The sequence below is a fragment of the Bradyrhizobium sp. MOS002 genome (genome assembly GCF_003020115.1).
In the GTDB taxonomy this organism is placed as follows: domain Bacteria; phylum Pseudomonadota; class Alphaproteobacteria; order Rhizobiales; family Xanthobacteraceae; genus Bradyrhizobium.
Genome location: NZ_PYFX01000010.1, coordinates 104,193 through 130,088, shown reverse-complemented (window position 1 = coordinate 130,088; position 25,896 = coordinate 104,193). Strand labels below are relative to the sequence as shown.

The 25,896-nt window shown below is 64.3% G+C and carries 24 protein-coding genes; 13 read left to right on the top strand and 11 right to left on the bottom strand.

Features of this window, described 5'->3' with window-relative positions; all coding sequences use genetic code 11:
- Positions 1 to 7: 7 nt before the first annotated feature.
- The 3 genes from C7G41_RS25840 to C7G41_RS25830 are packed head-to-tail and all read right to left on the bottom strand — an operon-like array spanning position 8 to position 4,760.
- Positions 8 to 2,821: a DUF4159 domain-containing protein gene (locus tag C7G41_RS25840; RefSeq protein WP_106945163.1), complete on the bottom strand. Its 2,814-nt coding sequence runs from the start codon at positions 2,819 to 2,821 to the stop codon at positions 8 to 10.
- Positions 2,818 to 3,762, bottom strand: coding sequence for a DUF58 domain-containing protein (locus C7G41_RS25835; RefSeq protein WP_106945162.1), 945 nt, complete (start codon positions 3,760 to 3,762; stop codon positions 2,818 to 2,820). The genes C7G41_RS25840 and C7G41_RS25835 overlap by 4 nt, the downstream gene beginning before the upstream one ends.
- Entirely contained in the window at positions 3,762 to 4,760 is a 999-nt protein-coding gene (locus C7G41_RS25830; protein ID WP_027516392.1) for a MoxR family ATPase, read from the bottom strand. Before C7G41_RS25830 ends, C7G41_RS25835 begins: the two co-directional genes overlap by 1 nt.
- A gap of 276 nt (positions 4,761 to 5,036) precedes the next feature.
- On the opposite strand from C7G41_RS25830, the gene C7G41_RS25825 reads away from it, so the two are divergent.
- From C7G41_RS25825 to C7G41_RS25805, 5 genes are read left to right on the top strand one after another with little or no spacing between them, the layout of a single operon-like run.
- Positions 5,037 to 5,648, top strand: coding sequence for a DUF1285 domain-containing protein (locus tag C7G41_RS25825; RefSeq protein WP_106945161.1), 612 nt, complete (start codon positions 5,037 to 5,039; stop codon positions 5,646 to 5,648).
- A complete protein-coding gene (locus tag C7G41_RS25820; RefSeq protein ID WP_106945160.1) occupies positions 5,645 to 6,316 on the top strand; it encodes a CoA pyrophosphatase in 672 nt (223 codons plus the stop codon). The genes C7G41_RS25825 and C7G41_RS25820 overlap by 4 nt, the downstream gene beginning before the upstream one ends.
- A complete protein-coding gene (locus C7G41_RS25815) occupies positions 6,313 to 6,576 on the top strand; it encodes a DUF6111 family protein (RefSeq protein ID WP_106945159.1) in 264 nt (87 codons plus the stop codon). Before C7G41_RS25820 ends, C7G41_RS25815 begins: the two co-directional genes overlap by 4 nt.
- Positions 6,577 to 6,584: 8 nt before the next feature.
- Positions 6,585 to 7,841 carry a CCA tRNA nucleotidyltransferase gene (locus tag C7G41_RS25810; protein ID WP_106945158.1) on the top strand — a complete coding sequence of 419 codons (1,257 nt, stop codon included), beginning with the start codon at positions 6,585 to 6,587 and terminating at the stop codon, positions 7,839 to 7,841.
- Positions 7,838 to 8,605 (top strand): sulfite exporter TauE/SafE family protein, encoded by a 768-nt coding sequence (locus tag C7G41_RS25805; RefSeq protein ID WP_106945157.1) that lies wholly within the window; start codon positions 7,838 to 7,840, stop codon positions 8,603 to 8,605. The genes C7G41_RS25810 and C7G41_RS25805 overlap by 4 nt, the downstream gene beginning before the upstream one ends.
- A 35-nt stretch (positions 8,606 to 8,640) precedes the next feature.
- On the opposite strand, the gene C7G41_RS25800 is transcribed toward C7G41_RS25805, so the two are convergent.
- On the bottom strand, positions 8,641 to 8,970 hold the full coding sequence (locus C7G41_RS25800) for a nuclear transport factor 2 family protein (protein WP_106945156.1): 330 nt from the start codon (positions 8,968 to 8,970) through the stop codon (positions 8,641 to 8,643).
- A gap of 129 nt (positions 8,971 to 9,099) precedes the next feature.
- Between C7G41_RS25800 and C7G41_RS25795 the strand changes: the two genes are divergently transcribed.
- Positions 9,100 to 12,414, top strand: coding sequence for a LuxR C-terminal-related transcriptional regulator (locus tag C7G41_RS25795; protein WP_106945155.1), 3,315 nt, complete (start codon positions 9,100 to 9,102; stop codon positions 12,412 to 12,414).
- Between the two features lie 101 nt (positions 12,415 to 12,515).
- On the opposite strand, the gene C7G41_RS25790 is transcribed toward C7G41_RS25795, so the two are convergent.
- Entirely contained in the window at positions 12,516 to 12,731 is a 216-nt protein-coding gene (locus C7G41_RS25790; protein ID WP_106945154.1) for a hypothetical protein, read from the bottom strand.
- Between the two features lie 398 nt (positions 12,732 to 13,129).
- Here C7G41_RS25790 and C7G41_RS25785 point away from each other — a divergent pair, with 398 nt between their 5' ends.
- Positions 13,130 to 14,095, top strand: coding sequence for an ABC transporter substrate-binding protein (locus C7G41_RS25785; protein WP_106945153.1), 966 nt, complete (start codon positions 13,130 to 13,132; stop codon positions 14,093 to 14,095).
- A gap of 227 nt (positions 14,096 to 14,322) precedes the next feature.
- On the top strand, positions 14,323 to 15,396 hold the full coding sequence (locus C7G41_RS25780; RefSeq protein WP_106945152.1) for a TauD/TfdA family dioxygenase: 1,074 nt from the start codon (positions 14,323 to 14,325) through the stop codon (positions 15,394 to 15,396).
- Between the two features lie 113 nt (positions 15,397 to 15,509).
- Here the strand turns inward: C7G41_RS25780 and C7G41_RS25775 are convergent, their stop codons facing one another.
- The 6 genes from C7G41_RS25775 to C7G41_RS25750 all read right to left on the bottom strand — a co-directional run bounded on the left by C7G41_RS25775 (position 15,510) and on the right by C7G41_RS25750 (position 19,232).
- The gene (locus C7G41_RS25775) at positions 15,510 to 15,710 is read right to left on the bottom strand and encodes a YodC family protein (protein WP_106945151.1); all 201 of its coding nucleotides are present in this window, start codon (positions 15,708 to 15,710) and stop codon (positions 15,510 to 15,512) included.
- 370 nt (positions 15,711 to 16,080) lie between these two features.
- Complete coding sequence (locus tag C7G41_RS25770; protein WP_106945226.1) at positions 16,081 to 16,827, bottom strand: HAD family hydrolase; 747 nt, start codon at positions 16,825 to 16,827, stop codon at positions 16,081 to 16,083.
- On the bottom strand, positions 16,824 to 17,711 hold the full coding sequence (gene hemF / locus C7G41_RS25765; protein ID WP_199198614.1) for an oxygen-dependent coproporphyrinogen oxidase: 888 nt from the start codon (positions 17,709 to 17,711) through the stop codon (positions 16,824 to 16,826). The genes C7G41_RS25770 and hemF overlap by 4 nt, the downstream gene beginning before the upstream one ends.
- Positions 17,712 to 17,739: 28 nt before the next feature.
- The gene (locus C7G41_RS25760) at positions 17,740 to 18,105 is read right to left on the bottom strand and encodes a 6-carboxytetrahydropterin synthase (protein WP_106945150.1); all 366 of its coding nucleotides are present in this window, start codon (positions 18,103 to 18,105) and stop codon (positions 17,740 to 17,742) included.
- Between the two features lie 17 nt (positions 18,106 to 18,122).
- Positions 18,123 to 18,755, bottom strand: coding sequence for a 7-carboxy-7-deazaguanine synthase (gene queE, locus C7G41_RS25755; protein ID WP_106945149.1), 633 nt, complete (start codon positions 18,753 to 18,755; stop codon positions 18,123 to 18,125).
- Between the two features lie 18 nt (positions 18,756 to 18,773).
- A complete protein-coding gene (locus tag C7G41_RS25750; protein WP_106945148.1) occupies positions 18,774 to 19,232 on the bottom strand; it encodes a tRNA (cytidine(34)-2'-O)-methyltransferase in 459 nt (152 codons plus the stop codon).
- A gap of 278 nt (positions 19,233 to 19,510) precedes the next feature.
- Here C7G41_RS25750 and petA point away from each other — a divergent pair, with 278 nt between their 5' ends.
- The 5 genes from petA to C7G41_RS25725 all read left to right on the top strand — a co-directional run bounded on the left by petA (position 19,511) and on the right by C7G41_RS25725 (position 25,895).
- Positions 19,511 to 20,041, top strand: a complete 531-nt coding sequence (gene petA, locus C7G41_RS25745; protein WP_106945147.1) for a ubiquinol-cytochrome c reductase iron-sulfur subunit — start codon at positions 19,511 to 19,513, stop codon at positions 20,039 to 20,041.
- 62 nt (positions 20,042 to 20,103) lie between these two features.
- Positions 20,104 to 22,176 carry a cytochrome b/c1 gene (fbcH, locus tag C7G41_RS25740; protein ID WP_106945146.1) on the top strand — a complete coding sequence of 691 codons (2,073 nt, stop codon included), beginning with the start codon at positions 20,104 to 20,106 and terminating at the stop codon, positions 22,174 to 22,176.
- A 138-nt stretch (positions 22,177 to 22,314) separates the two neighbouring features.
- Positions 22,315 to 22,989 (top strand): dienelactone hydrolase family protein, encoded by a 675-nt coding sequence (locus C7G41_RS25735; protein ID WP_106945145.1) that lies wholly within the window; start codon positions 22,315 to 22,317, stop codon positions 22,987 to 22,989.
- A 1-nt stretch (position 22,990) separates the two neighbouring features.
- Positions 22,991 to 23,455 (top strand): GNAT family N-acetyltransferase, encoded by a 465-nt coding sequence (locus tag C7G41_RS25730; RefSeq protein WP_158268031.1) that lies wholly within the window; start codon positions 22,991 to 22,993, stop codon positions 23,453 to 23,455.
- 274 nt (positions 23,456 to 23,729) lie between these two features.
- A complete protein-coding gene (locus C7G41_RS25725) occupies positions 23,730 to 25,895 on the top strand; it encodes an anthranilate synthase component I (RefSeq protein ID WP_106945143.1) in 2,166 nt (721 codons plus the stop codon).
- Position 25,896: the final 1 nt, after the last annotated feature.

Genomic DNA, 25,896 nt, shown 5'->3' with positions numbered 1-25,896 from the left:
ATCGATCCTATTGCCCCAGCCGTTCGATCAGGGCCGGTGCGTGCACCTGGTCGGCCTTGTAGTTGCCGGTCAGCGTGTACATCACGATGTTGGCGCCGGCGCGGTAGGCGAATTCGCGCTGGCGGGGGTCGCCGCCGGTCACCGGCAGCATGGCCTGGCCGTCGGGCCGCACGGCCCAGGCGCCGGCAAGGTCGTTCGAGGTGATGATGATCGGCGAGACGCCGTCACCGCCGCGTGCCGGCCGCTGCGCGCTGTCCTCGTCGTCTTCGCGCGGCAAGGTCTCGACCCAGGTCTGGCCGGTGCTGAAGCGGCCGGGGAAGTCGCGCAGGAGATAGAAGGTCTTGGTCAGCACGTGCTCGCGCGGCACCGGCTCCAGCTCGGGCACGTCCAGCGAGGACAGGATCTCGCGGAGCGTCTGCATGGCGGGGGTCTGCGCGGCGCCGTTCGCGCCGGGCGGCGCTTCGACCGCGTCGCGGGTGTCGAACAGCACGGTGCCGCCCTGTTTCATGTAGGCGTCGATCTTGTTGATGGCGTCCCGCGACGGCTTGGGCGCGCCCGGCACGATCGGCCAGTAGATCAGCGGGAAGAAGGCGAGTTCGTCGCGCGCCGGATCGATGCCGACGGGATCGCCGGCCTCGAGCGCGGTGCGCTGCGCCAGGAACAGCGTCAGTCCTGATAGCCCGGCCCTGACGATGGAATCGACGTCGGCATTGCCGGTCACGACATAGGCGAGGCGGGTCTGCGACACCGCCTTCATCGCGAACTCGTCGGACGCGCTGTCCGCGTGCGACGGCGTCGGCGCGAGCGCAGCGAGGCCTGCGAGAACCAGTCCGACGACGATCATCGCGGGCGCGGCGCGGCGGCGCAGCAGCGCGGCAAGACCGCCGCCGAGCACCGCGACGATGATGGCGTCGATCAGGAACAGCGCGAGCGCCGTCGACAGCAGCCAGCCGCGCAAGTCCTGCGGCTCGGCATTGGTGTAGGTGGCGCGCCGGGCGCGAAGGCTCGCGGTGTTCAGGGCTGCGATACGGTCGGCGCTGGCAAGCGTGTTCACGGCGAGCGGTCCTTCTGCCGGGCCATAGAAGCCCGGCGGATGATCGGGTGTGGCGCGGTCGCGATAATCCGCGGGCAGCGGCTTTGCGGCAGCCGGCGGCGGACCGAAGGCGCCGAAGCCGTCGAGGATATGCAGCGGCGCCACCGTCTCGGCGGTCGCTTCAGTGGCAACGCCTGCGCCCGGCTTGGCGGTATAGCCGGACATGTCGACGACGCGCCGCAGGATTTCGACGAAGGTGCCCGACATCGGCAGATCCGACCAGCGCATGTCGGCGCTGACGTGGAACAGGCTGACCACGCCCTTGCCGCGATGCTCGCCTGTTACCAGCGGCGTGCCGTCTTCCAGCGACGCCCAGCTCTTGGTGGCGAGCACGGCATCGGGCTCGGCCAGCACCTGGCGGCTGATGGTGACGTCCTTGGGGACCACGACGCCGGCAAACGGACCGTCGGCGGCAAAGGAGGCCAGATGTTGCGGCTTTTCCCAGGTCAGGCTGCCGCCGAGCGTGCGGCCGCCCTTGCGCAGCTTGACCGGAACGAGATCGTCCTCGGCCTGCGCCAGCCGCGGACCGGCGAACCGCACCAGCACGCCGCCCTGGTCGATCCAGGCATTGAGACGCTCGCGGATTTCAGGGGCGATGGTGCCGACATCGGCAAGGATGATCATCGGCAGCTTCTGGTCGAGGAACTGCGTGATGCCCTGCTGCGGCGAGCCCTTGTCGGCAAGCCGCACGTCGGCGAACGGCGCCAGCGCGCGGGTGAGATAGAAGGTCGGCGCCAGCAGCGGCTGCGCGGTCTCGCTGCTGGAGCCCGAGACGATGCCGATGGCGCGGCGGCGCCAGCGCTTGTCGAGCAGCTGCACTGCGCCGGCGGAGCGTTCACCGGCAATTTCCAGCCGGGTGATGTCGTTGCGCAGTTCGACCGGCAGATCGAACGACGCTTCGGCTTCCTTGTCCTGCGGGCCGAACGAATAACGCGCCTCGCCGATCGGCGAGGCCTTCTGGTCCAGCGCGCGCACGGTGCCGATGGCGATGCCGCTGTCGGTGCGCAGCACCTTCACCGTCATCCTGGCTGCGGCGTTCTCGGCCGCGACCAGGGCTAGGGCTGAGGAGGTGCCGCCTTCGAACACGGTCAGGCTGCGATCGCCGATGGTCTTGCCGAGGCCAGCCACGAATTCCTCGCCGCGACCGGTGTCGATGCTGTCGGAGAGCCATGCGATCTCGCAGTCGCCGGTTGCTTTCAGGAAGCGATCGATCGCGGTCAGGGTCTCGACGCGCTCGATCGAATACGGCTTTGGCGTCAGCTGCCGCAGCGCGACGCGCGCGGCACCCGCCGGCATCAATGTGATATCGCGGTTCGGCTCGGACAACGGCACCAGCGCAATCGCGCGGCGGTCGTTCTCGGCACTGGCGATCAACTCGTCGGCGGCCCTGATCCGGATGTCCCAGTTCGATGCCGCGCTCCAGCCGTCGTCGAACATGATCATCAGCGGCGCCTTGCTGGCGGCCGCGCCTGTTTGCGGATTCCAGATCGGGCCGGCGGCGGCGAAAATGACCAGCGCCGCAGCCAGCAGCCGCAATGCGGTCAGCCACCACGGCGTCCGCGACGGCGTCTCTTCGCGTGGTGCGATGTCGAACAACAGGCGCGTCGGCGGAAACTCGACGCGGCGCGGTCGCGGCGGCATCACCCGCAACAGCCACCACAGCACCGGCAGGCTGACGAGGCCGATCAGGAGCAGCGGTTCGGTGAAGGCGAGCGGCAGTCCCATCATGCTGCCGGCCCCGCCTTGATGGTCGTCGTGCGGGCGCCCGACTTGCTCACCTGCATGCCGGCATGCAGGAACAACAGCAACTCTGCGGCCGAGCGGTCGGTGGAGTGCGTCGTGAACAGCCAGTCGAGCTTGTTGGTCTCGGCGCGGATCTGGTCGCGGTGCAGCGCGAGCCGCGCGGTGTAATCCTGCGCCCAGCTCTCGGCGCGGCCGGCGGTGATCACGCCGAACCCTTCGGGCTCGACGAACTCGACGCGGCCGGAATAGGGGAATGATTCCTCGGCGGGATCGACGATTTGCACCAGCGTGCCATGCGCACCGGAGCCGGACAGGCCGGCGAGCGTGGTCCTGATCTCGGAGATCGGCGACCAGAAGTCCGACAGCACGATCGTCTCGGCCAGCGCCGCGGGCACGAAGGACGGCGGCAGGCTCAAGCGGTCGGCATCGTCATGCAGCATCGCCTGCGCCATCTTGTCGATGACGCTGCGGCTCGCGGTCGGTGGCATCAGCCCGGGAATGCCGACGCGTTCGCCGCCGGAGACGAGCAGCTCGGCCAGCGCGAAGGCGACGATCAGCGTCCGCTCGAGCTTGGATTCGCGCGCCTGCTTTGACGCGAACGCCATCGACGGCGAGCGGTCGGGCCAGATCCAGACCGTGTGCGAGGCTTCCCATTCGAGCTCGCGGACATAGAGAAGATCGTCGCGTGCCGAGCGCCGCCAGTCGACGTTCTGCGACGGCTCGCCGGAGACGAAGCGGCGGTATTGCCAGAAATTTTCGCCGGAGCCGGCGCGACGGCGGCCGTGCAGGCCGTGGATGACGTTGGCGGCGATACGGCGGGCCTCGAGCACCAGGCGCGGCAGCGAAGCGGCGAGCGTACGGCTTTCGCCATCGGCACGTCGGATCGCGATGATCTCCTTTGCTGCCTGCCCGTTCTCCGCGGCCATCAACCGATCCGTGTCTTCAATTGCCGGATCACGTCCGGAATCGTGCGGCCTTCGGCGCGCGCCTGGAATGTCAGCGCCATGCGGTGCTTCAGCACGGGCTCGGCGAGGTCGAGCACGTCGTCGATCGAGGGCGCGAGGCGGCCGTCGATCAGCGCGCGTGCGCGCACCGCGAGCATCAGCGATTGGCTGGCGCGCGGACCCGGTCCCCAGGCGATGAACTTGCTGGTGTCGCCGCCGTCCGGACCCGGACGGGCCGAGCGCACCAGCGACAGGATCGCCTCGACCACGGAATCGCCGACCGGCAGCCGCCGGATCAGTCGCTGCGCGGTGATGAGTGCGTCAGGTGTCATCGCGCCCTTTGCCAGCGTCTCGTCGGCGCCGGTGGTCTCGAACAGGATGCGGCGCTCGGCGTCGCGGTCGGGATAGTCGACGTCGATCTCCATCAGGAAACGGTCGAGCTGGGCTTCCGGCAGCGGATAGGTGCCTTCCTGCTCCAGCGGGTTTTGCGTGGCGAGCACGTGGAACGGCTTCGGCAGATCGTGACGCGCGCCGGCAACGGTGATGTGCTGCTCCTGCATCGCCTGCAGCAGCGCCGACTGCGTGCGCGGGCTGGCGCGGTTGATCTCGTCGGCCATCAGCAGTTGCGCGAACACGGGGCCGGAGATGAAGCGGAAGGCACGCTTGCCGCTAGTGCTCTCGTCGAGCACCTCGGCGCCGAGAATGTCCGACGGCATCAGGTCGGGGGTGAACTGGATGCGCTTGGCATCGAGGCCGAGCGTGATGCCGAGCGTCTCGACCAGCTTGGTCTTGGCGAGGCCGGGGACGCCGATCAACAACGCATGGCCGCCGGAGAGGATGGTGACCAGCGTGTTCTCGATCACGCGGTCCTGGCCGAAGATGACGGACGCGATCGCATCCTTTGCCGCGCGAATCTGGCTCGACACCTGCTCCGCCGAACGGACTACTCCGTCTTCGAGCTTCTCGACACTCTCCGCCATCCGTTAGCTCCTTCAGCCTGCCATGCGGCTCGCTTGCGTCGTCATGTCATCACGTCCTCAACTCAAGACGTGGGCCCTATGCTAGACTTGCAGGAAGGCCATGTATTCGTTGAATTAACCTATCCCCACCTTATCGGCTTAGGGATATGTAGGGCATCACGAAGTGGCGACCTCCACACCGGAGGAATCCGGGGTGGAACCGTGCACCGGCATACAACGTAGACTTACAATTCAGGCTTGCACCGATCGTGCCAAATGACAAAGTCAGGGCAAACCATGGCGAACCAAGGGCAGAGCGTCGATCGCGGTCTTGAAGGACTGACTGCCGCGGCCAAAACTGCTGCCGATGCCGAAGGCGCCAAAAAGGGCCTGCCTCCGGTGCATTTGTGGAATCCGCCGTTTTGCGGCGATCTCGACATTCGAATCGCCTCCGATGGTACTTGGTTCTACTTGGGGACGCCAATCGGCCGTCATGCCTTGGTTCGTCTGTTCTCGACCATCCTCAAGCGTGAAGGCGACAAGCATTTCCTCGTCACGCCCGTGGAGAAAGTCGGCATTCGCGTCGACGACGCGCCGTTCATGGCGGTCGAGATGCAGAAGGACGGCGAGGACAACCGGCGCGTGCTCCGCTTCCGCACCAATGTCGACGACTGGGTCACCTGCGATGCGGCGCACCGGCTGCGCTTCGAGCAGGCCAAGGACGGCGGGCTGACGCCCTATCTGCATGTCCGCGCCGAGCTCTGGGCCAAGGTCACCCGCGCGCTCTATTACGATCTGGTTGACATGGGTGAGGAGCGGATGGTCGATGGCCAGCCGATGTTCGGTGTCGAATCGGCCGGCGAATTCTTCGCCATGGCCGATGCGGAGCAGGTGAGGGCCGCGCTTTGAACAAGCCTATCTCCAGGAACGATCCCGCCGTGATCGGTGCGGCGGATTTCTTCGCCCGCTCCACGGCTCGGCTCGGCTTCGACGTTCCGCCCGGTCTCTACGATCCCAACATCATTCCGGCCTCGGGCGATCCCGGCACCGACAAGATGCTCGAGATCATCGCGCGCGAGCAGCCGGTGCGGCCGGCGGCGGTCCTGATCGCGGTGGTCGATCATCCCGAGCCGACCATCCTCCTGACGCAGCGCTCGGCGCATCTGAACGACCATGCCGGCCAGATCGCCTTTCCCGGCGGCAAGATCGACGCGACCGATTCCTCGCCGCTCGATGCGGCGCTGCGCGAGGCCGAGGAGGAGGTCGGGCTGTCGCGCGACTTCGTCGAGCCGATCGGCTATCTCGATCTCTACGGCACCGGCTTCGGCTTCCGCATCCTGCCGACGGTTGCCAGGGTGCGCCCGGGATTCGAGCTGACGATCAACCATTCCGAGGTTGATGATGCGTTCGAAGTGCCGCTATCCTTCCTGATGAACCCGGCCAACCACCAGGTGCACAGCAAGGAATTCCGCGGCATGGAGCGGTCCTACTACGCGATGCCGTTTGCCGAACGCTACATCTGGGGCGCGACGGCCGGCATGCTCCGTGTGCTCTATGAGCGGATCTATTCATCATGATCCGGCCGATCCTGACCGAGATCGGAATCTTCCTCGTTCCCTTTGCCGTCTATGCGCTGTTCCTGGCCGCCACGCGTTCCGGCCTGTTCGTGCAATCGTCCTGGCCGATCACCATCGTCGCGCGCCTCATGCTGGCGGCGCTCGTGCTGGTGATCGCGGGGCTGATCGGGTTTGCGCATTACTCCGGCGCCGCGCCGGATTCGACCTACGTTCCCGCCCATGTCGAGAACGGCAAGCTCGTGCCGGGCGTGGAAAGATAGGCTGGCCCATGAGCGCGGTGCCCATGCTCGCCGATGCGCCCTGGCTGACCTCAGGCGGGACCGCGCGCGTCCTGAAGCTGCTCAACGCGGAGGGTGAGGAGGCACGGGTCGTCGGCGGCGCCGTGCGCAACGCGCTGCTCGGCCTCGTGCCCGGTGACATCGACATCGCGACCACGGCGCTCCCGCACGAAGTGATGCGGCGCGCCAAGAGCGCCGGCATCAAGGCCGTGCCGACCGGCATCGACCACGGCACCGTCACGCTCGTCAACGACAGCCAGCCTTACGAAGTCACGACGCTGCGCGAGGATACCGAGACCTTCGGCCGCAAGGCCAGGGTCGCGTTCGGCCGCGACTGGGTGAAGGACGCCGAACGCCGCGACTTCACCATGAACGGGCTTTCGGTCGATGCTGACGGCGTCGTCCACGATTACGTCGGAGGCATCGCGGATGTGGCCGCGCGGCGCGTGCGCTTCATCGGCGATCCCGACCAGCGCATCGCCGAGGATTTCCTGCGCATCCTGCGCTTCTTCCGCATCCACGCCGCGTTTGGCGCCGGCGATCCCGACCGCGACGGCTATCTCGCCTGCATCCGGGGACGCGCGGGCCTGGCGAGCCTGTCAGCCGAGCGGCTGCGCATGGAGATGCTGAAGCTGCTCGTCGCTCAGGGCGCCTCTGCCGCCGCGCTCGCCATGGCGGATGGCGGATTGCTGCAAGCGCTGACCGGCGGCGTGGTCTACACCGTGCCGCTCTCGGCGATGATCGCGATCGAGCGCGAGCTCGGCCTCACCGCGAGCAGCACGCGGCGGCTCGCCGCGCTGACGGTCGCGGTGACCGAGGACGCCAAGCGCGTCGCGACGCGCCTGAGGCTCTCCAATGCGGAAACCAAGGCGCTGGATTCGATGGGGCACCGCTGGTGGCGCCTGGCCACCAAGGGCGATGCCGATGCGCGGCGGCTGCTCTACCGGCTCGGTGCCGATCGCTATCACGATCGCGTGTTGCTGGGCTGGGCGAGAGCCGGTGGCGACGTCGGCTCGTCGCGATGGCGTGCGCTCGCCGAGCTGCCGCAGCACTGGATTGCGCCGAAATTTCCGCTTCGCGCCGCCGCCTTCATCGCGCGCGGCGTGGCGGAAGGACCTTCGCTCGGACACGTGTTGACGCTCGCGGAGGACGCTTGGCTTGCGGCGGATTTTCCCCTAGAGGAAGCCGCACTCGCGTCCATCGCCGATCAAGCAGCGGCACGCATCAGCCGCGATGAGAGAACGTGACCATCGTTTCAGGCTTCGCCGACATCTCGATCTTTCAGCTGCTGCTGGTCGCGTTGATGGCGTTGTTTGCTTCGATCATCGGTGGTCTCGCCGGCTACGGCACCGGCGCCCTGATGCCGCTGGTGCTGGTCCCCCTCGTTGGCGCCGAGCCCGTGGTGCCGATCATCGCGATCTCCGCGATCTTCACCAATTCCAGCCGCGCGATCGCCTATCTGCGCTATGCCGATCGCCGCCGCGCGCTGATCGTGCTGGCCTGCGCCGCGCTGACGACCGCGCTCGGTGCCTATGGCTATACCCGCCTCACCAATGCCGGCGCGGCGCTGGTGATCGGCTCCATGCTGATGCTGAGCGTGCCGCTGCGCCGTGTGCTCCGCCGCCGCCAGGTCAGGATCGGCGACACCGGTCTCGCGGCCGGCTCGGTCGGCTATGGCGTGCTGGTCGGCGGCACCTCCGGCTCCGGCGTGATCCTGCTGTCGCTATTGATGGCCGCGGGGCTCGAGGGCGCCGCCGTCATCGCGACCGACGCAATGATCTCGCTCGGCACCGGCCTCATCAAGATCTCGGTGTTCGGCCTCGCCGGCGCCGTGACCGCGCAGGTGCTCGCCTTTGCGCTTCTGATCGGCGCGATCGCCATTCCCGGCGCGTTCCTCGCCAAGGCCTTTGTCGAGCGGATGCCGGTGCACATCCACACCGCGATACTTGATGTCGCAGTGATCACCGGCGGCCTCGTGATGATTTCGGCAGCGGCGAGGCAACTCGTCTAACGCCGGCAGTGTCCCGGTTGGACTACGCCGCTGGTTTAGTGTGAGGGACTGCAGTCCAGTTCCTTGATCCTGCCGGTGGCGTCAAACGCCAGAAGTGCACTCATGACGCCAGCACTGGTGATGTACGAGATAACGGTGCCGTCGTTCTGCCAGGGATTGAGATCATCCAATGTGCCTGCAGGATATTTTCGGAGGCGATCGACCCAATAGGCACGAAGTGCCTCGCGGCCGGTGATGGTTTGGCCGCCGGCGCAGCCGCAATGGACCACGGCGTCGTCGGCATAAAGTTCCAAAATCGCGTCGATATCACCCGCGCGATAAGCATCAAGCCAGTCGACCGCAACGGCCATGGGATCAAAGGACATATTTTTCACTCACATGCGTCCAAATCTGGTTCGGGCTCGGGAACCGCCGCGCCTCCTATGATTTTAATATTCCACCCGGCCACGGCCATATGCCGAAGGACATAGAGGACCGGGCCGAGGGCAAGATCGATGTTGGACGCGTCCGCCAGGCAGGGGATACTCAAGCCCATCAGGCTTTTGCTCGTCGATCCACAGCCGATCGTTTTGCAGGGATTGAGGTCGGTTCTCGGGACGCAGCCGGACTTCGACGTTGTCGCATCGTCCAGCGATCGGACAAGCTGCCTCGAAGCAATTCGGAAGCTGACACCTGACGTCGCGCTTCTTGCCGACAAGGTCCCGGATCTCACGGTCTCCGAGATTCTCGCGATTGTGAAAGCCGAGAAGCTCTCTACGCGCCTGGTGTTCTTCACCGAGTCCGACACCGACCACGATCTGACTTCCGCCATCGCAGCCGGCGCCTGCAGCGCAATTTCGAAATATGCCTCTCCCGCCACGATGCTGCGATCGCTGCGCCTGATGACGAAGAGCGGTGTGGCACTGGAGAAGTCCGATCTCTCGGCAACCGGCAAGGAAGCGGACGGCGACGGCAAAGTCGAAAAGATGCTGGAGCTGCTGACGCAACGGGAGCGTCAAATTGCACGACTCGTGGCGGAAGGACTGTCGAACAAGGAGATCGCGCGTCAGCTCAACGTGTCCGACGGGACGGTCAAAGTCCACCTCTACAATATTTTCCAGAAGCTCGAGATCACCAACAGAACTGTGCTCGCGACCATCGCATTGCTGCAACGCCCCTCCGGCCTGGCCGCGCTCTCCCTGGCCTTTCTGGCGTTCGCAATTGCGGACGAACTCAAGGCGTCGGAAGCGAACGACTTCCTTCCGGATGAGAACGGCAACGGCCACGCGGACGAGCACGCCGGGTACGAGCACGCCGCGTACGAGCCTTGGAAAAAAGGGATTCTCCGGCACCTCATCGTCTGGGAATCCGGCGAGACGCCCACGCAAGCCCAGAGAGATTTGTTCGCCAAGGCCGTCCAAATCACGAACCCGGCGGGGGCGATGGACGCGCTGCGCGCGGCCGAGCAGTCCGGAGGCGCGAAGCCGTGGACACACCACGCTCCTGCTGGATCGGGCGCGCCCGATCTTCCAGCGCGTTTACTGCGAGAGGCAGTCGACATCCAGATCGGTGACGACCCAGCCCCGGAACATCAATTCCCGCGGCTTCTTTCCAATGCGATGTCGATGCACGGAGGGTATGGCAACTTTGCGGTTCTCACCGGTGCGTTGATCTACGCACTGCAGGACCCTCATCTCGCCGCGCATGCGCATGACCTCCGTGACGCCTCGATCGACAGCGTCCTGGCCGTCACCGAAGAGAGTGCGACCACAAAACTGGCCGCGATCACCCATGCTGCCGCCAATCATGACGACCATTCAGCCCCAAGTTTCCTTTCGCACGATGTCCACCTGTCTTCCGCCGAAGTGACCGCTGGACACGACAACGCCGCTCAAGAAGGCGCTCTGGTTCAAAAGGGCCCGGGGGATGCGGGTGACAATCTCCATAAACCTGTTGGCGCGGACATTGGTCACGATGCCAGTATCGTTGTAGGCGGCAACGTTGAAAAAATTGTTTATCGGTCGCCGATCGACTCACAATCGACCTCTTCCGACACTGTGTTCGATTTCGCAGCTGGGTCGGGCAGGATCAATCTTGCGGCTTTCGGAGCGCTTGCTTGGCTGCATATGACGGCCGCAACCAAGTCCATACCGCCACATACACTCGCCTGGGTCTACGACTCCGCAAGCAACGAAACGATCGTCTATGTGAATGCGACCGATCATATCCTTGATATCGGCGATCGCGGCCTGCTGGAAATCCATCTGGAGGGGATTGTATCCGTTGCGGAGGCGGATGGCGTCTCCGAACCAGATGGCGCGGCTGTTGCGACCACCCTGGAGCAGCTCGAAGCTGCGCTGACACCGGCCACCGCAACTGATGAGACTGTTTCGAGCAAGGACAAGGTCCAAACCAGTATCGAGGCGAGCGAGAGCTCGCTCGGGTCGGCTGGAGCCTGGGCAATTCTGGCCAACGGCGGCTCGGGTTTCCAGTTCGGGCACACCCGGACCGGCCTGGGAACGCCGACGAGGTTCGGAAGCTCCACCGACTTGTCGGCGGACGCAACGGAAGAGGGCGATAGTGCGTCTGCCGTGTCGGCTCACGCATCATCAATCGAGCCTGCTCATAGCGCGACAGCCCCGGCAGCCGCAAATGTCACATCGAACAGTGGTCCGGCCAATACGGGCGCTGGCTTTTCATCGACTGCACCTAACGAGATCGGCCAACCCAGCGTCGTAACGGCAGACAACGCCGGCCACGGCAACTCGCAGCACGCCTCGGAGCCATCGATTGAAGCTGGCTCCAAACCGGGCAACGGCGCCGGCAATGGTGGCGAGCATCACGATAAGGCCTCGGAGGGTCCGGGAGAGCCAGCGAAGAAGGCCGACCCGGGGGGCGCGGAACACGGCAAATCCGGGCACTTGCCCGCTGCAAACGGACCCGACGCAGCCGAGATCGATCCGGGCGCCGCCGCGGCCGCCAGCGCAGGCCACGGCAACGCGCAGCACGCGTCGAAGCCAGAGTCTGCAAAGGCGGCATCCACGGACTCAACTGAAGCTGGCTCCAAACCGGGCCACGGCGTCGGCAATGGCGGGGAGCATCACGTTTCAGCTTCTGACGCTGCGCAAGGACCAGCGAAGGCGGCAGACCCAGGGGGCGCGGAACACGGCAAATCCGGGCACTCAGCCGCTGCAAGCCCGCAGGACGGTGCAGAGATCGATACGGGAGCAACGGCTGCCAACGCAGGCCACGGCAACGCGCAGCACGCTTCGAAGCCAGAGTCTGCGAAGGCGGCAAGCACGGAATCGACTGAAGCGGGGGTCAATCCGGGCCACGGCGTCGGCAATGGCGCCGAACATCACGCTTCGGCTTCTGATGCTGCGGGAGCAGTGAAGACGGCAGAACCCGCCACCGTGGATCACGGCAACTCGGAGAAGGATTCACATTCGACCTCTGCCAACACATCGCAAGCAGCCGACACCGGGGAGCCGAGCGTCGCCGGACGCGGCAACTCCCAGCACGCTGCGCAACCTGCTGCAATTTCATCAGAAGACGCACACCCGGCCAAAGCTGCGTTCGAAACCGGCGGCGCAGGCCAAGAACCGGTGTTCCGGTTCGATAGCGACGCAACTCCTGCTACTCTCGTCACGATAGTCGAGCTGAAAGAGTTCAATCATCCGCTCGATGCGCACGTTCCGCCCGGTCACGAAGAAGGCCTCGGGTTCAACGTCAAGAGCGTCCCTCATGCACTGAACGGACACGCGGACGACCACGGCAATCACGGGCCGCATGAAGCCATTGTGCCTGCGCATCATGATTTGCTGATTTGAACCGCCGCATTGTCATTGACCGAAAATGGCAACTGTCACCGTAGTCCACGTCGCAGAAACGCGACGCCTTCGGCGGATCAGCCTCATTGGGCGGAATTTCTTCAGGGTTGCAGCCGTGAGAGCAGACGTTGCCGATCCTGATCGCGACGCCGCTGCTCCATCCGCATCCGCTCGAGTTCGCCTTCAGCTTTTGCTGTGTCCTGGTTCTGGCGCTTCATTTCAATGATCAGCGCCTCCTGCTCGGCGAGCCGCCGTTCTCCTTCGACGACGTCGCGTTCGATCTGGCTCAGCTCATCGTATATCGCCGTCGTGTACATCGCGATCCTCGCGCGGCCGTGCTGCGAAGCACGCCGCAGATTAGCTTTCGCCTCTTGCTGATCCTTACCAGGGCCGCGCGGTACGGCCTTGACCGGAGCGCGAGCGCATCACCTTCAACTCAGCTTGCTCCGCGAACGTTCCGGCTGATTGCCATTTTTTCCCGGTCTTCGATCGGTCGTCCGAGGCCATGCTGTTAGCCGATCATTTTGGCGGAAGCGGCTCGCCTGACGCATGACAGGCGGCGACCGGGAATGGAGCTCGCCAAGCGAACGGACCCGCTGCAGACGAACTTCGGTCCAAGGGGTCATCGGGAGGGGCGAACATGACCCAGCTCGCATTGGCCTCTCCGCTCAGCTCAGACTACAATGAATCGGTACCATTCGCTCGGGAGTGATGAATGCGGCGCCGGGACTTCATCGTGTTGATGGCTTTGTCGATAGCATGGCCAGCCGCAGCGCAGACGGAGCAGCCGACCTTGGGAATGCTCAGCTTCAGCGAATTGGCCGATTGGGCCAACACGCCTTTTCGGGCCGGTCTCAAGGAGGGGGGCTACATTGAAGGCAAAAACCTGACGATTATCTATCGTTCGGCGGAGAAGCAGTTTGATCGTTTGCCAGCTCTCGCGGCCGAGCTCGCAGAGAGCCCGGTGTCTGTTATCTTTGCAACCGGCTCGCCGGTGCCCGCGCGAGCGGCAAAAGCCGTCACGACGACTATTCCGATTGTCTTTGCCTATGGCGGCGACCCCGTGGGCGACGGCCTTGTTGTGAGCTACAGCCGTCCTGGAGGCAATGTCACTGGCGCAACTTTCATCGGCACCGAGCTCGTATCGAAGCGGATGGGCATTTTGCGGGAAATGATGCCAGAGGTTTCAGATGTCGCCTTGCTGGTGAATCCCAAAGGCACGCTCGCCGATGCGCAGATCAAGGAAGCAAGAGCCGCAGCACAGTCCTTAGGCTTGACGCTGCATGTTGTGAATGCCTCCAGCGAGAGCGAATTCGATGAAGCCTTCGCGCAGATGCGCCAGTTGAAAGTAGGAGCATTCCTGGCCAGCACTGATCCTCTGTTCGGATTCAGTGGCGGGAATCTGTACATCAAAGGGCTTAAGGCCGGGATACCGCCAATTTGCGTGGCAAACGTCGATGTCCCTGACGGGTGCCTCTTCAGCTACGGCCCCGACCTGCGGGACACGTGGCGACAGGCGGGTATCTACGTCACTCGCATCCTCAAAGGCGCAAAGCCCGCTGACTTGCCGGTCGTGCAGCCCACCAAGTTCGATCTGGTCATAAATCTCAAGGTGGCCATGCAGCTCGGCATCAATGTTCCGCCGACCCTGATCGCTCGCGCCGATCAGGTGATCGAATGAAACGGGCCTGTTGCGTTGGATGAAGTCCGGGCTGGCCCTTCCGCTGCATCCAGCGATGTTCGCGATTGCGCCGTTGTTGGCAGAGAAGCGGACACCAGGAGATCACGACGGCAGTGCACTCGGCTCACGGTTGCGCTTCGGCCAAAGTTGCAAACAAGCGGTCGGCACAATATCGTCGATCGTCCGCCCCCCCATGTCTGACGCCGATCTCCCCAGGAGCCAACACGATGAATGTGGTCTCAGTGCCCGGCGGGATCCATCGCCCTCCAGGGAAGGTCGATATCCCGTCCGCCTGGCAGGGCGCTGAGATGAAAGCCAATCCTGATCGATGGTTGATATCGCTTGCTGCCGGCGAGATCGCCGAACTCGAGGGCGCGGCTGAAACTTATCTTGGCAGAAACAAGAAAATCGCCGAGATCACGAAGGAAACCTTTCCGCTTCCCCGCTTCGGCACGCATCTGGAAGAGCTCAAGACAACGCTTCTGGCTGGCCTTGGCTTCGAAGTCATACGCGGCCTCCCGGTGGCAAAATACAGCCAGGAGTTTGCCGCTACGATATTTTGCGGAGTGGGCGCGCATCTTGGGTCGGCGCGGTCTCAGAATGCAGCGGGTCACATTCTCGGTCACGTCCGTGACACCGGCGCCGATGCGAAGGATCCGAACACCCGAATTTATCAAACTTCGGAACGGCAGACATTCCACACGGATTCGTCCGACGTGGTCGGATTGTTATGCATTCGCGAGGCGATGGAGGGAGGAGATTCTCTCCTTGTCAGTACGACGACAATCTACAACGAGATGTTCGGCAGGCGTCCCGACCTTGCCGCTCTCTTGTTTGATCCGATCGCGACAGACCGGCGAGGCGAGGTGCCGGAGAACGAGAAGCCATATCTTGAAATCCCGGTGCTGAATTGGCATGCGGGGTTCCTGACCGGGTTCTATCAGCGCCAGTATATCGATAGTGCGCAGCGCTTTCCCGATGCGCCGAGACTGACACCGGCTCACGTCGAGGCGCTCGATCTCTTCGACGCGCTCGCAAATGATCCCACGCTGCATTTCGGCATGCGGCTTCAGCCGGGTGACATGCAGTTCGTTTACAATCATGCCCTGCTGCATGACCGGACCGGATTCCGCGATTGGCCCGATGCAGGCCAGAAGCGTCATCTGTTGCGCCTTTGGCTCAGCATGGAAGGCGACCGGCCGCTGCCCGATTGTTTCAAACAGCGCTATGGTTCGATTGAGATTGGCAATCGGGGCGGCATTATTACCAAAGGTACCAGTTTGAACGTTCCGTTGGATTGACGTTCGAAGCATCCAGCGATGTCCGCTCGTGTGCCGATATGGGCAGAGGAGCGGACATCAGGTTGGACGGAGCCGAGCGCTCCGACCTAACGAGGACGCGGCATTAACCGCGCCTACTCCTCGTCTTCGTCATCCTCGTCTTCGTCGTCGAGCTCTTCCAGGTGCTCGAGCACCGCGAGCGGCAGCGTCTCGCGAAACAGATCGCCTTCCGCGCCCATCCAGAGACAGGTCACGTCGTCGCCTTTCACGTCCGCGACGGTGAGCGGCTGCCCGCCGGATTTCAGCATGACGATATCGCCGGCTTTTAGTTCCATGGATGGTCCTTTCGGGTTGATTGACGGTGAAGCTAGCAAACCGGCATGACATGCCGATCACGGGCTACTCGGTCAGTGGATGTGTTGCGGTAGCGCGCATCCGCCGGCCGGACTGCTGAAACGTCGATCAGAGAGTTTTAGGCCGGAGCGATCCCATCACGAGAGGCAATGGCGCCTGTCGATGGATGGCGCAAGGGCTCTTCCGTCCCGTGCGTCGCGACCATGACACCATGCGCCTGTTTTGCCCGACGGAGCAAACGATTTCGTCAGATCGGCAGTTTGCGTTTGCCGCAAGTCCTTGATTTTACTGCGGCCGTCTACTGTGCATGGGGTTGTTTTCGAGGTTTTTGTTTGCGCACCCTGATTGCAGTCAGCCCGGCACCAGTTCTGTCAGCGAGCGGATGATGCGGTCGGGCTTGACGATCGAGCCTTCGGGCAGGCCGTCGCCATGTACGTCGATCCAGATCGAATAGATGCCAAGGCGCTGCGGCGTCACGACTTCCCATTCCAGATTGTCGCCGATCATCCAGGTGTCCTCAGCGGTAACGCCGAGCGCGTCCATCGCGTGCAGATAGGCGCGCTCCTCGGGCTTGCCGAAACCGTGCTCGCCCTCGATCTGGATGTGGTGAAAGCGGTGCGCCAGCTCGAAGCGCTCGACCTTGGCGCGCTGGGTGTCGGCGGCGCCGTTGGTCACCAGCGCGAGCTTGATGCCGAGCGCCTTGAGCCTGTCGATGGCGTCATGCGCGCCCGGGAAGACGAACATCTCCTCCTCGCGATAGGTGGTGAAGCGGTCGGCGAGGCGAACGGCGAGGTCGTCTGATAGTGCGCGGTGACCGGCAGCCGCGAGCGCGGCGAAGCCGCCCTTGACGGTGAGATGGCGGGCCTCGGCGAGCTTGAGCCGCCACGAAGCGTCCGCATTGGCCCAGAAATTTTTCGCGAAGGCCAGCACGGTGCTTGCGACCAGTTGCGGCGGCAGCGGCGCGAGCTCCTCGGCGAACTCCGCCGTGATCGTGTTCCAGGCGATCTCGGGCCGGCCATAGGCCGACAGGATGGTGTCGTCCATGTCGATCAGCATGGCGCGCGGCAGCGGCCTCATTGCGGGCTTCATCGTCGTCATGGCCACTTCACCTCCGGCGGCAGCGACGACAGGATCGAATCCACATTGCCGCCGGTCTTGAGACCGAAGATGGTGCCGCGGTCGTAGAGCAGGTTGAACTCGACATAGCGGCCGCGCCGGATCAATTGCTCCTCGCGATCCTCCGCGGTCCAGCTCGTCGCGAAATTACGCCGCACGATGTCGGGATAGATCTTCAGAAAAGCGCGGCCGACGTCCCCAGTGAAGGCAAGGTCGGCGTCCCAGTCGCCGCTGTCGTGCCAGTCGTAGAAGATGCCGCCGATGCCGCGCGCCTCTTTGCGGTGCGGCAGGTGGAAATACTCGTCGCACCACTTCTTGTACTTGTCGTAATCGGCGATGCCGTCCGGCTGCGCGCAGGCCTGTTTCATCGCGGCGTGGAAGGCGATGCTGTCGGCATCGTCCTGCGTGCGGCGGCGGTCGAGCACCGGCGTCAGATCGGCGCCGCCGCCGAACCATGCTTTCGTGGTGACGACGAAGCGCGTGTTCATGTGCACCGCCGGCACGTGCGGATTGCGCAGATGCGCGATCAGCGAGATGCCGGAGGCCCAGAACTTCGGGTCGTCCGCCGCACCGGGAATCTGCGCGCGAAACTCGGGCGCGAATTCGCCGTGCACGGTAGAGCAGTGCACGCCGACCTTCTCGAACAGGCGGCCTGACATCATCGACATCACGCCGCCGCCGCCGGCCGCGCCGGTATGATCGGTGCGCTGCCAGGGTGTGCGTTTGAAGCGGCCCGGCTCGCCCGGATAAAGGCTCACGGGGGCTTCGTCCTCCAGCCGTTCGAAGCTCGCGCAGATGTCGTCGCGCAAGGCTTCGAACCAGGCGCGAGCGCGGGTCTTGCGGTCTTCGATCAAGCTCGGGTCCATTGTGGATGCCATTCCGTCAGCCTTGTCGTCAGCCCTGCGGGCCATAATAGGTGCAGCTCTCGTTGCAACTGTCGCGGTGGATGCTGACGCGAGTGAGCTTGCCGATAGGGGCCAGCCGCTCCCAGACAAAGCGCGAGAGATTTTCCAGCGTCGGTGTGCCCAGCGCCTCGATCTTGTTGAGGTACTTGTGGTCAAGCGTCATGCGCACGTCCTCGATGGCGCGCTGGACCAGACCGAGATCGACCACCATGCCGGTTTTGGGATCGGGCGTGCCGCGCACCGTCACCTCGGCGCGGAAGGAGTGGCCGTGGATCTCTTCGCTATCAGCGCCGAACGTCGTTCCCGACAATGAGTGCGCCGCCTCGAAGCGAAACGATTTCGTCAATTCCCACATCTGTTCGAAAACCAATCCTATCTGATACCGAGCGACTTATGCGTCTGCACGCTGAGCCGCCATTGCGGATGATTCAGGCAATAGTCGATTGCGCCCGCAGTGTTTAGGGCGACCTCCGGCCCGTCCATCGGCTGCAGTGAGAAGCGCTCGAAGGCGAGATCCGCGAAGGCCTCCGGCATGGCGAGCGGCTGCGGATAGACCAGCTTCAGCTCGTGGCCGCGCCGGATCACCAGATCGCTGCAGCCCTTCGGGCTGACGCAGATCCAGTCGAGCCCCTCGGGCGGGGCGATGGTGCCGTTGGTCTCGACCCCGATCTCGAAGCCGCGTGCATGGAGCGCGTCGACCAGCGCGGCATCGACCTGGAGCAGCGGCTCGCCGCCGGTGAGCACCACGTAACGATTGTCGGTGGATGCCGTCCATTGCGCCGCGATGATGCCGGCGAGTTCCGCGGCAGAGGCATAGCGGCCGCCGAGCGTGCCGTCGGTGCCGACGAAATCGGTGTCGCAGAATTTGCAGGTGGCCGCGCTGCGGTCGGCCTCGCGCCCGCTCCAGAGATTGCAGCCGGCAAAACGGCAAAATACGGACGCGCGCCCGGCATGGGCGCCTTCGCCTTGCAGTGTCAGGAAGATTTCCTTGACCGCGTAACTCAACCGTCTCTCCTCAACATCTCAAACTTGCGGGTTCCGGAGCTGCCGCAGCGCTTCGCCTGCGGCCATCGCCGCGGTCATGGCGACATTGAGCGACCGCAGCCCCGGAGCGATCGGGATCACCAGCCGCGCGTCCGCCGCCTCGACCACGGCCTCGGTGACGCCGGCGCTCTCGCGCCCGAATAGCAGGATGTCCGCCGTCTGGTAACGGAAATCGCGGTAGTCGGTCGCCCCTTTGGTGGTGAACAGCAGCAGGCGGCCGCCTTGCGCCGCGCGCCATTGCTCGAATTTCGACCAGGAGTCGTGCCTGACGATGCTGACCTGATCGAGGTAATCCATTCCCGCCCGGCGGAAATGCCGGTCGGACACGGGGAAGCCCGCCGGTTCGATGATATGGGCGGCCACGCCCAGGCAGGCGCAGAGCCTGAGAATCGTGCCGGTGTTCTGGGGGATGTCGGGTTGAAAAAGCGCTATCTGCATGGGCTGTGCCGGGTTCGGTGCGGACTGGAAATGTCTCAATAAAACATCGCTGGCCGCGGAATTCGTGCATTGCACGCTCCCGCGCCGATAGCGGGCTTGCGCTCGCCCGGCAAGGGTGCCAATAGAACGATTCTGGACTGCTGTTTTCGCCTTGTTTTGGTGGGGGCACGTGAAGTTCTGCCGCCGCGGGGGGCCGCGGGCGCCGGCAGGCTGTTCTAGGGACCTTGGGGGCTCCTGGAGCGGTTCCGCCGGCTGCATAAGAAGAAAGGGTTGGAATCGTGACGACAGCGTCTTCGGCGGACCATCCGACACGCCGTGATTTCTTATTCGTTGCAACGGGGGCAGCTGTAGCAGTAGGGGGCGCAGCCGCGCTCTGGCCCTTCATTTCCCAAATGAATCCTGATGCGTCGACCATCGCCGCCGGTGCGCCGATCGAGGTCGATCTCAGCCCGGTCGCCGAGGGGCAGGACATCAAGGTGTTCTGGCGCGGCAAGCCGATCTATATCAGCCACCGCACCAAGAAGCAGATCGACGAGGCGCGCGCCGTCAACGTGGCGAGCCTGCCCGATCCGCAGTCCGACGAGGCCCGGGTCAAGTCCGGCCATGAGCAGTGGCTGGTCGTGATCGGCATCTGCACCCATCTCGGCTGCATCCCGATCGCCCATGAAGGCAATTACGACGGGTTCTTCTGCCCCTGCCATGGTTCGCAGTACGATTCGTCCGGCCGTATCCGCCAGGGGCCCGCGCCCGCGAACCTGCCGGTGCCGCCGTACCAGTTCGTTTCCGACACCAAAATCCAGATCGGCTGAGCTTCGGGCCCTCGTCCGAAGCTTCGCGCCGTCTCGTCGTATTATTTCCTCAGGATCGCATCATGAGCGGACCATCCGACTACCAGCCGAGCAATCCGGCCCTGCAATGGATCGAGCGACGTCTGCCGATCCTCGGCCTCATGCACTCCTCCTTCGTGGTCTATCCCACCCCGCGTAACCTGAACTATTGGTGGACCTTCGGCGCCATCCTCTCCTTCATGCTGGGGATGCAGATCCTGACCGGCGTGATCCTGGCGATGCACTATACGCCGCATGCCGACCTCGCCTTCAAGTCGGTCGAGCTGCTCGTCCGTGACGTCAATTACGGCTGGCTGCTGCGCAACATGCACGCCTGCGGCGCGTCGATGTTCTTCTTCGCCGTCTACGTCCACATGCTTCGCGGCCTCTATTACGGCTCCTACAAGGAGCCGCGCGAAGTGCTGTGGATCCTCGGCGTCATCATTTACCTCCTGATGATGGCGACCGGCTTCATGGGCTACGTGCTGCCGTGGGGCCAGATGAGCTTCTGGGGCGCCACCGTCATCACCAATTTGTTCTCCGCCATTCCCTATGTCGGCGAGAGCATCGTGACGCTGCTGTGGGGCGGCTATTCGGTCGGCAACCCGACGCTGAACCGCTTCTTCTCGCTGCACTATCTGCTGCCGTTCCTGATCGCGGGCGTCGTCGTGCTCCACGTCTGGGCGCTGCACGTCGCCGGCCAGAACAATCCTGACGGTGTCGAGCCGAAGACGGAAAAGGACACGGTTCCGTTCACGCCGCACGCGACCATCAAGGACGGGTTCGGCGTCGCCTGCTTCATGCTGCTCTATGCCTGGTTCATCTTCTACATGCCGAACTATCTCGGCGACGCCGACAATTACATTCCGGCGAACCCTGGCGTGACGCCGCCGCACATCGTGCCGGAATGGTATTACCTGCCGTTCTACGCGATCCTGCGCTCGATCCCGAACAAGCTCGCGGGCGTGATCGGGATGTTCTCGGCAATCATCATCCTGTGCTTCCTGCCCTGGCTCGACGCCGCCAGGACGAAGTCGTCGAAGTATCGTCCGCTGGCCAAGCAGTTCTTCTGGATCTTCGTCGCGGTCTGCATCCTGCTCGGCTATCTCGGCGCGCAGCCGCCGGAAGGCATCTATGTGATCGCCGGCCGGGTCCTGACATTCTGCTACTTCGCCTACTTCCTGATCGTACTGCCGCTGCTCTCGCGCATCGAGAAGCCGCGGCCGGTGCCGAACTCGATCTCGGATGCCGTCCTGGCCAAGACCGGGAGCAGGTCCACGCCGATGGTGTCGAGCGCGATCGTGCTTGCGCTGGCGGGCGCGTTGTTTGCGGGCTCCGCCGACAGCGCTCGCGCCAACGAAGGCAGCGACAAGCCGCCGGGCAACAAATGGTCGTTCGCCGGTCCGTTCGGCAAGTATGACCGCGGCGCATTGCAGCGCGGCCTGAAGGTCTACAAGGAAGTCTGCGCCAACTGCCACGGCCTGTCCTACGTCGCCTTCCGCAACCTCGCTGAAGCCGGCGGTCCCGGCTATTCGGTCGCGCAGGCTGCAGCCTTCGCCTCCGACTACAAGGTCAAGGATGGTCCGAACGACGCGGGCGACATGTTCGAACGCGCGGGCCGGCCGGCGGATTATTTCCCCTCGCCATTCCCGAACGAGCAGGCGGCGCGTGCGGCGAACGGTGGCGCGGCGCCGCCGGATCTGTCCCTGATCACCAAGGCGCGTTCCTATGGTCGCGGCTTCCCGATGTTCATCGTCGACTTCTTCACCCAGTATCAGGAGCAGGGCCCGGACTACGTCTCGGCGTTGCTCCAGGGCTTTGAGGACAAGGCGCCCGAAGGCGTGACCATCCCCGAGGGGTCCTACTACAACAAGTACTTCCCGGGCCACGCCATCAAGATGCCGAAGCCGCTCAGCGACGGCCAGGTGACCTATGACGACGGCTCGCCGACCACGATCGCGCAATATTCCAAGGACGTCACCACGTTCCTGATGTGGACCGCCGAACCGCACATGGAAGCGCGCAAGCGCCTCGGTTTCCAGGTGTTCATCTTCCTGATCATCTTTGCCGGCCTGATGTACTTCACCAAGAAGAAGGTCTGGGCCGACTCGCACTGAGCGGCCCGAGGCGAGAATGAAGAGGCCCCCGCAAGGGGGCTTTTTTGTTGGGCACGAGAGTGTGTTGTCGGGCGCGATTGCCTATCGCCCGCTCAAACGCCAAAATGCCGCGAACTCAAAAACTCATCGGAGGACACCATGGGAACCGCCATCACCTTCAAGCGCCCTGACGGCAAGGACGCCTCGGGCTATCTCGCCAACGCCGCGCGCGGCAACGCGCCGGGCGTGGTGGTGATCCAGGAATGGTGGGGCCTGTCGGACCAGATCAAGGGCCTCTGCGACCGCTTCGCACTGGCCGGTTTCGATGCGCTGGCGCCCGATCTCTACAAGGGCAAGGTGGTGCCGTATCACGACATGGACGCGGCCGGCAAAGAGATGAACTCGCTCGACTTCATGGACGCCACCACGCAGACGGTGCGCGGCGCCACGCAATATCTGTCACGCAACGGCGCCAAGGTCGGCCTGACCGGCTTCTGCCTCGGCGGCGCCGTCACCATCATCGGCGCGGTGCACGTGCCGGAGCTCGCCGCCGGCGTCGTGTTCTACGGCATTCCGCCGGAGCAGGCGGCCAAGCCCGCCGACGTCAAGATTCCGCTCCAGGCCCATTTCGCCAACAAGGACGATTGGTGCACGCCAGAGCTGGTCAACGGCTTCGAAAAGGCCATGAAGGCCGCCGGCAAGTCGCTGGAGCTGTTCCGCTATGACGCCGAGCACGCCTTCGTCAACGAGCAGCGCCAGGCCGTCCACGACCGCGAAGCCGCCGAGCTGGCCTGGGGCAGGGCGACGGAGTTTTTCCGGAAGTATTTGGGGTAGCATGACGGGCAGCCCGAACCTCAGCTTCCGGCCGCTCGAAATGGACGATCTCAAGGCGATCAGTCTCGTGCACTACCGCGCCTGCCTGATCGCCTATCAATTCATGAACTGGTCGTATTCGCTGCAGGAGGTCGAGGCTTGGTACTCACCTAAATTCGTCGAATGGAGCTGGACTCTTGCAGCATTCGAGGCGGACGCCATGGCGGGTTTCATTGCGCTGAAGGGCCGGCATGTCGATCAGCTCTTCGTCGATCCATCGCGTCACCGGCGCGGCGCGGGTTCGGCGCTGCTGGAGCGGGCGATCGCGAGTGCTCATGCGAGTGCTCTTGGCCGGATCACGCTCGATGTGTTCGAGCAGAATTTCGCCGCTCGCGCGTTCTACGAAAAGCATGGCTTTCGCGAGCGCGATCGATGGATGAACGAGGAAGAAGGAGCCATCGACCTGCTATATGTCCGCGAGGGCTGAACAGCCGTCAGGCTGTTTTCGCGCTTTCAAGCCTCAAAAGAGGGCTGTGGGCGGGCAGGGGCGCGGTTCCGTCTCTTGACACGGCCTCTGTCGGATGGTGTGTATCCGCCCATGAGCACCGCCGTCCGCCCATCCCGTCTTTGGTGGCGCACCTCCTGAGAGGTGGCCGGTGCGATTTATTCTCCCAAAATCGTCTGAGGTCGCCCACGCAGTGCGGCGGCCTGATCGTTTGTCCTGTGTGGCGTTCCCTCGACAAGTTTCGTAAGAGGACCCCATGAACAGGACCGTCTTTGCCCTTCCGGCTCGGAGCGACTATGTGACCCGCGCGGGGCTTGCGATCACGCGCGTGGCGGAACAGTTTTCCGGCGGCGCCAACAGGCTCGACGATCTCGTCAGCTTGCTCGACCGTCGCCGCGGCGTGGTGCTGTCCTCGGGTACCACCGTGCCCGGCCGCTACGAGAGCTTTGATCTCGGCTTCTCCGATCCGCCGCTCAAGCTCGAGACCACCGGCGTCAATTTCAAGCTGGAAGCGCTGAACGCGCGCGGGGAGGTGCTGATCGCCTTCCTCGCCGACGTCTTGCGCGAACCCTGTGTCGTGATCTCCGAGAAGACCCACACGCGCCTTGCCGGTCACATCATCCGCGGCGAAGCCCCGATCGACGAAGACCAGCGCACGCGGCGCGCCAGCGTGATGTCGCTGGTGCGCGATCTCGTCGCCGCTTTCTCTGCCAATGACGACGGCGTGCTCGGCTTGTTCGGCGCCTTCGCCTACGACCTCGTGTTCCAGATCGAGGACCTCGTGCAAAAGCGCGCGCGCGAGAGCGACCAGCGCGACATCGTGCTCTACGTGCCCGACCGCCTGCTCGCCTATGACCGCGCCACCGGCCGCGGTGTCGTGCTCACTTACGATTTCGCGTGGAAGGGCAAGTCCACCGCGGGCCTTCCGCACGAGACTGCCGAGAGCCCGTACCTCAAGACACCACGCCAGGGTTTTGCCGATCACGCGCCCGGCGAATATCAGGCCACGGTCGAGACCGCGCGTGCTGCCTTTGCGCGTGGTGATCTGTTCGAGGCCGTGCCGGGGCAGCTTTTCGCGGAGCCCTGCGACCGTTCGCCGGCGGAAGTGTTCCAGCGGCTCTGCGTCATCAACCCGTCGCCGTACGGCGCGCTGATGAATCTCGGCGAGGGCGAATTTCTCGTCTCGGCCTCTCCGGAAATGTTCGTGCGCTCGGACGGACGCCGGGTCGAGACCTGCCCGATCTCGGGTACGATCGCGCGCGGTACCGATGCGATCGGCGATGCCGAGCAGATCCGCCAGCTCCTGAACTCCGAGAAGGACGAGTTTGAGCTCAACATGTGCACCGACGTCGATCGCAACGACAAGGCGCGCGTCTGCGTCCCCGGCACGATCAAGGTGCTGGCGCGCCGGCAGATCGAGACCTATTCAAAACTCTTCCACACCGTCGACCATGTCGAAGGCATGCTGCGTCCCGGCTTCGATGCGCTCGATGCGTTCCTCACCCATGCCTGGGCCGTCACCGTCACCGGCGCGCCAAAACTCTGGGCGATGCAGTTCGTCGAGGACCACGAGCGCTCGCCGCGCCGCTGGTATGCCGGCGCGATCGGGGCGGTGAATTTCGATGGCAGCATCAACACCGGCCTCACCATCCGCACCATCCGGATGAAGGAAGGCCTCGCGGAAGTGCGCGTCGGCGCCACCTGTTTGTTCGACTCCGATCCCGCCGCCGAGGACCGCGAGTGCCAGGTCAAGGCCGCTGCCCTGTTCCAGGCGCTGCGTGGCGATCCGCCGAAGCCGCTGTCGGCCTTCGCGCCCGATGCCACCGGAAGCGGCAAGCGGGTGCTGCTGATCGACCATGACGACAGCTTTGTGCATATGCTGGCCGATTACTTCCGCCAGGTCGGCGCCGATGTCACCGTGGTTCGCCATGTGCATGCGCTCGACATGCTCAAGCAGAAGCGGTGGGATTTGCTGGTGCTGTCGCCCGGGCCCGGCAGGCCTGAGGATTTCGGCATCAAGAAGACCATCGACGCGGCACTGGAGAACAAGCTGCCGGTGTTCGGCGTCTGCCTCGGCGTCCAGGCGATCGGCGAGTATTTCGGCGGCGAGCTCGGGCAGCTCACGCATCCCGCCCACGGCCGGCCCTCGCGGGTGCAGGTGCGCGGCGGGCGACTGATGCGCAATCTGCCGAACGAGATCGTGATCGGCCGCTATCACTCGCTCTATGTCGAGCGCGACAGCATGCCGGAGGTGCTATCCGTCACCGCCAGCACCGAGGACGGCGTCGCCATGGCGCTGGAGCACAAGACCCTGCCGGTCGCCGGCGTGCAATTCCATCCGGAATCGCTGATGTCGCTGAGCGGCGAGGTGGGTTTACGAATTGTCGAGAACGCGTTCCGTCTGGATGCGCGCGCTGATTGAG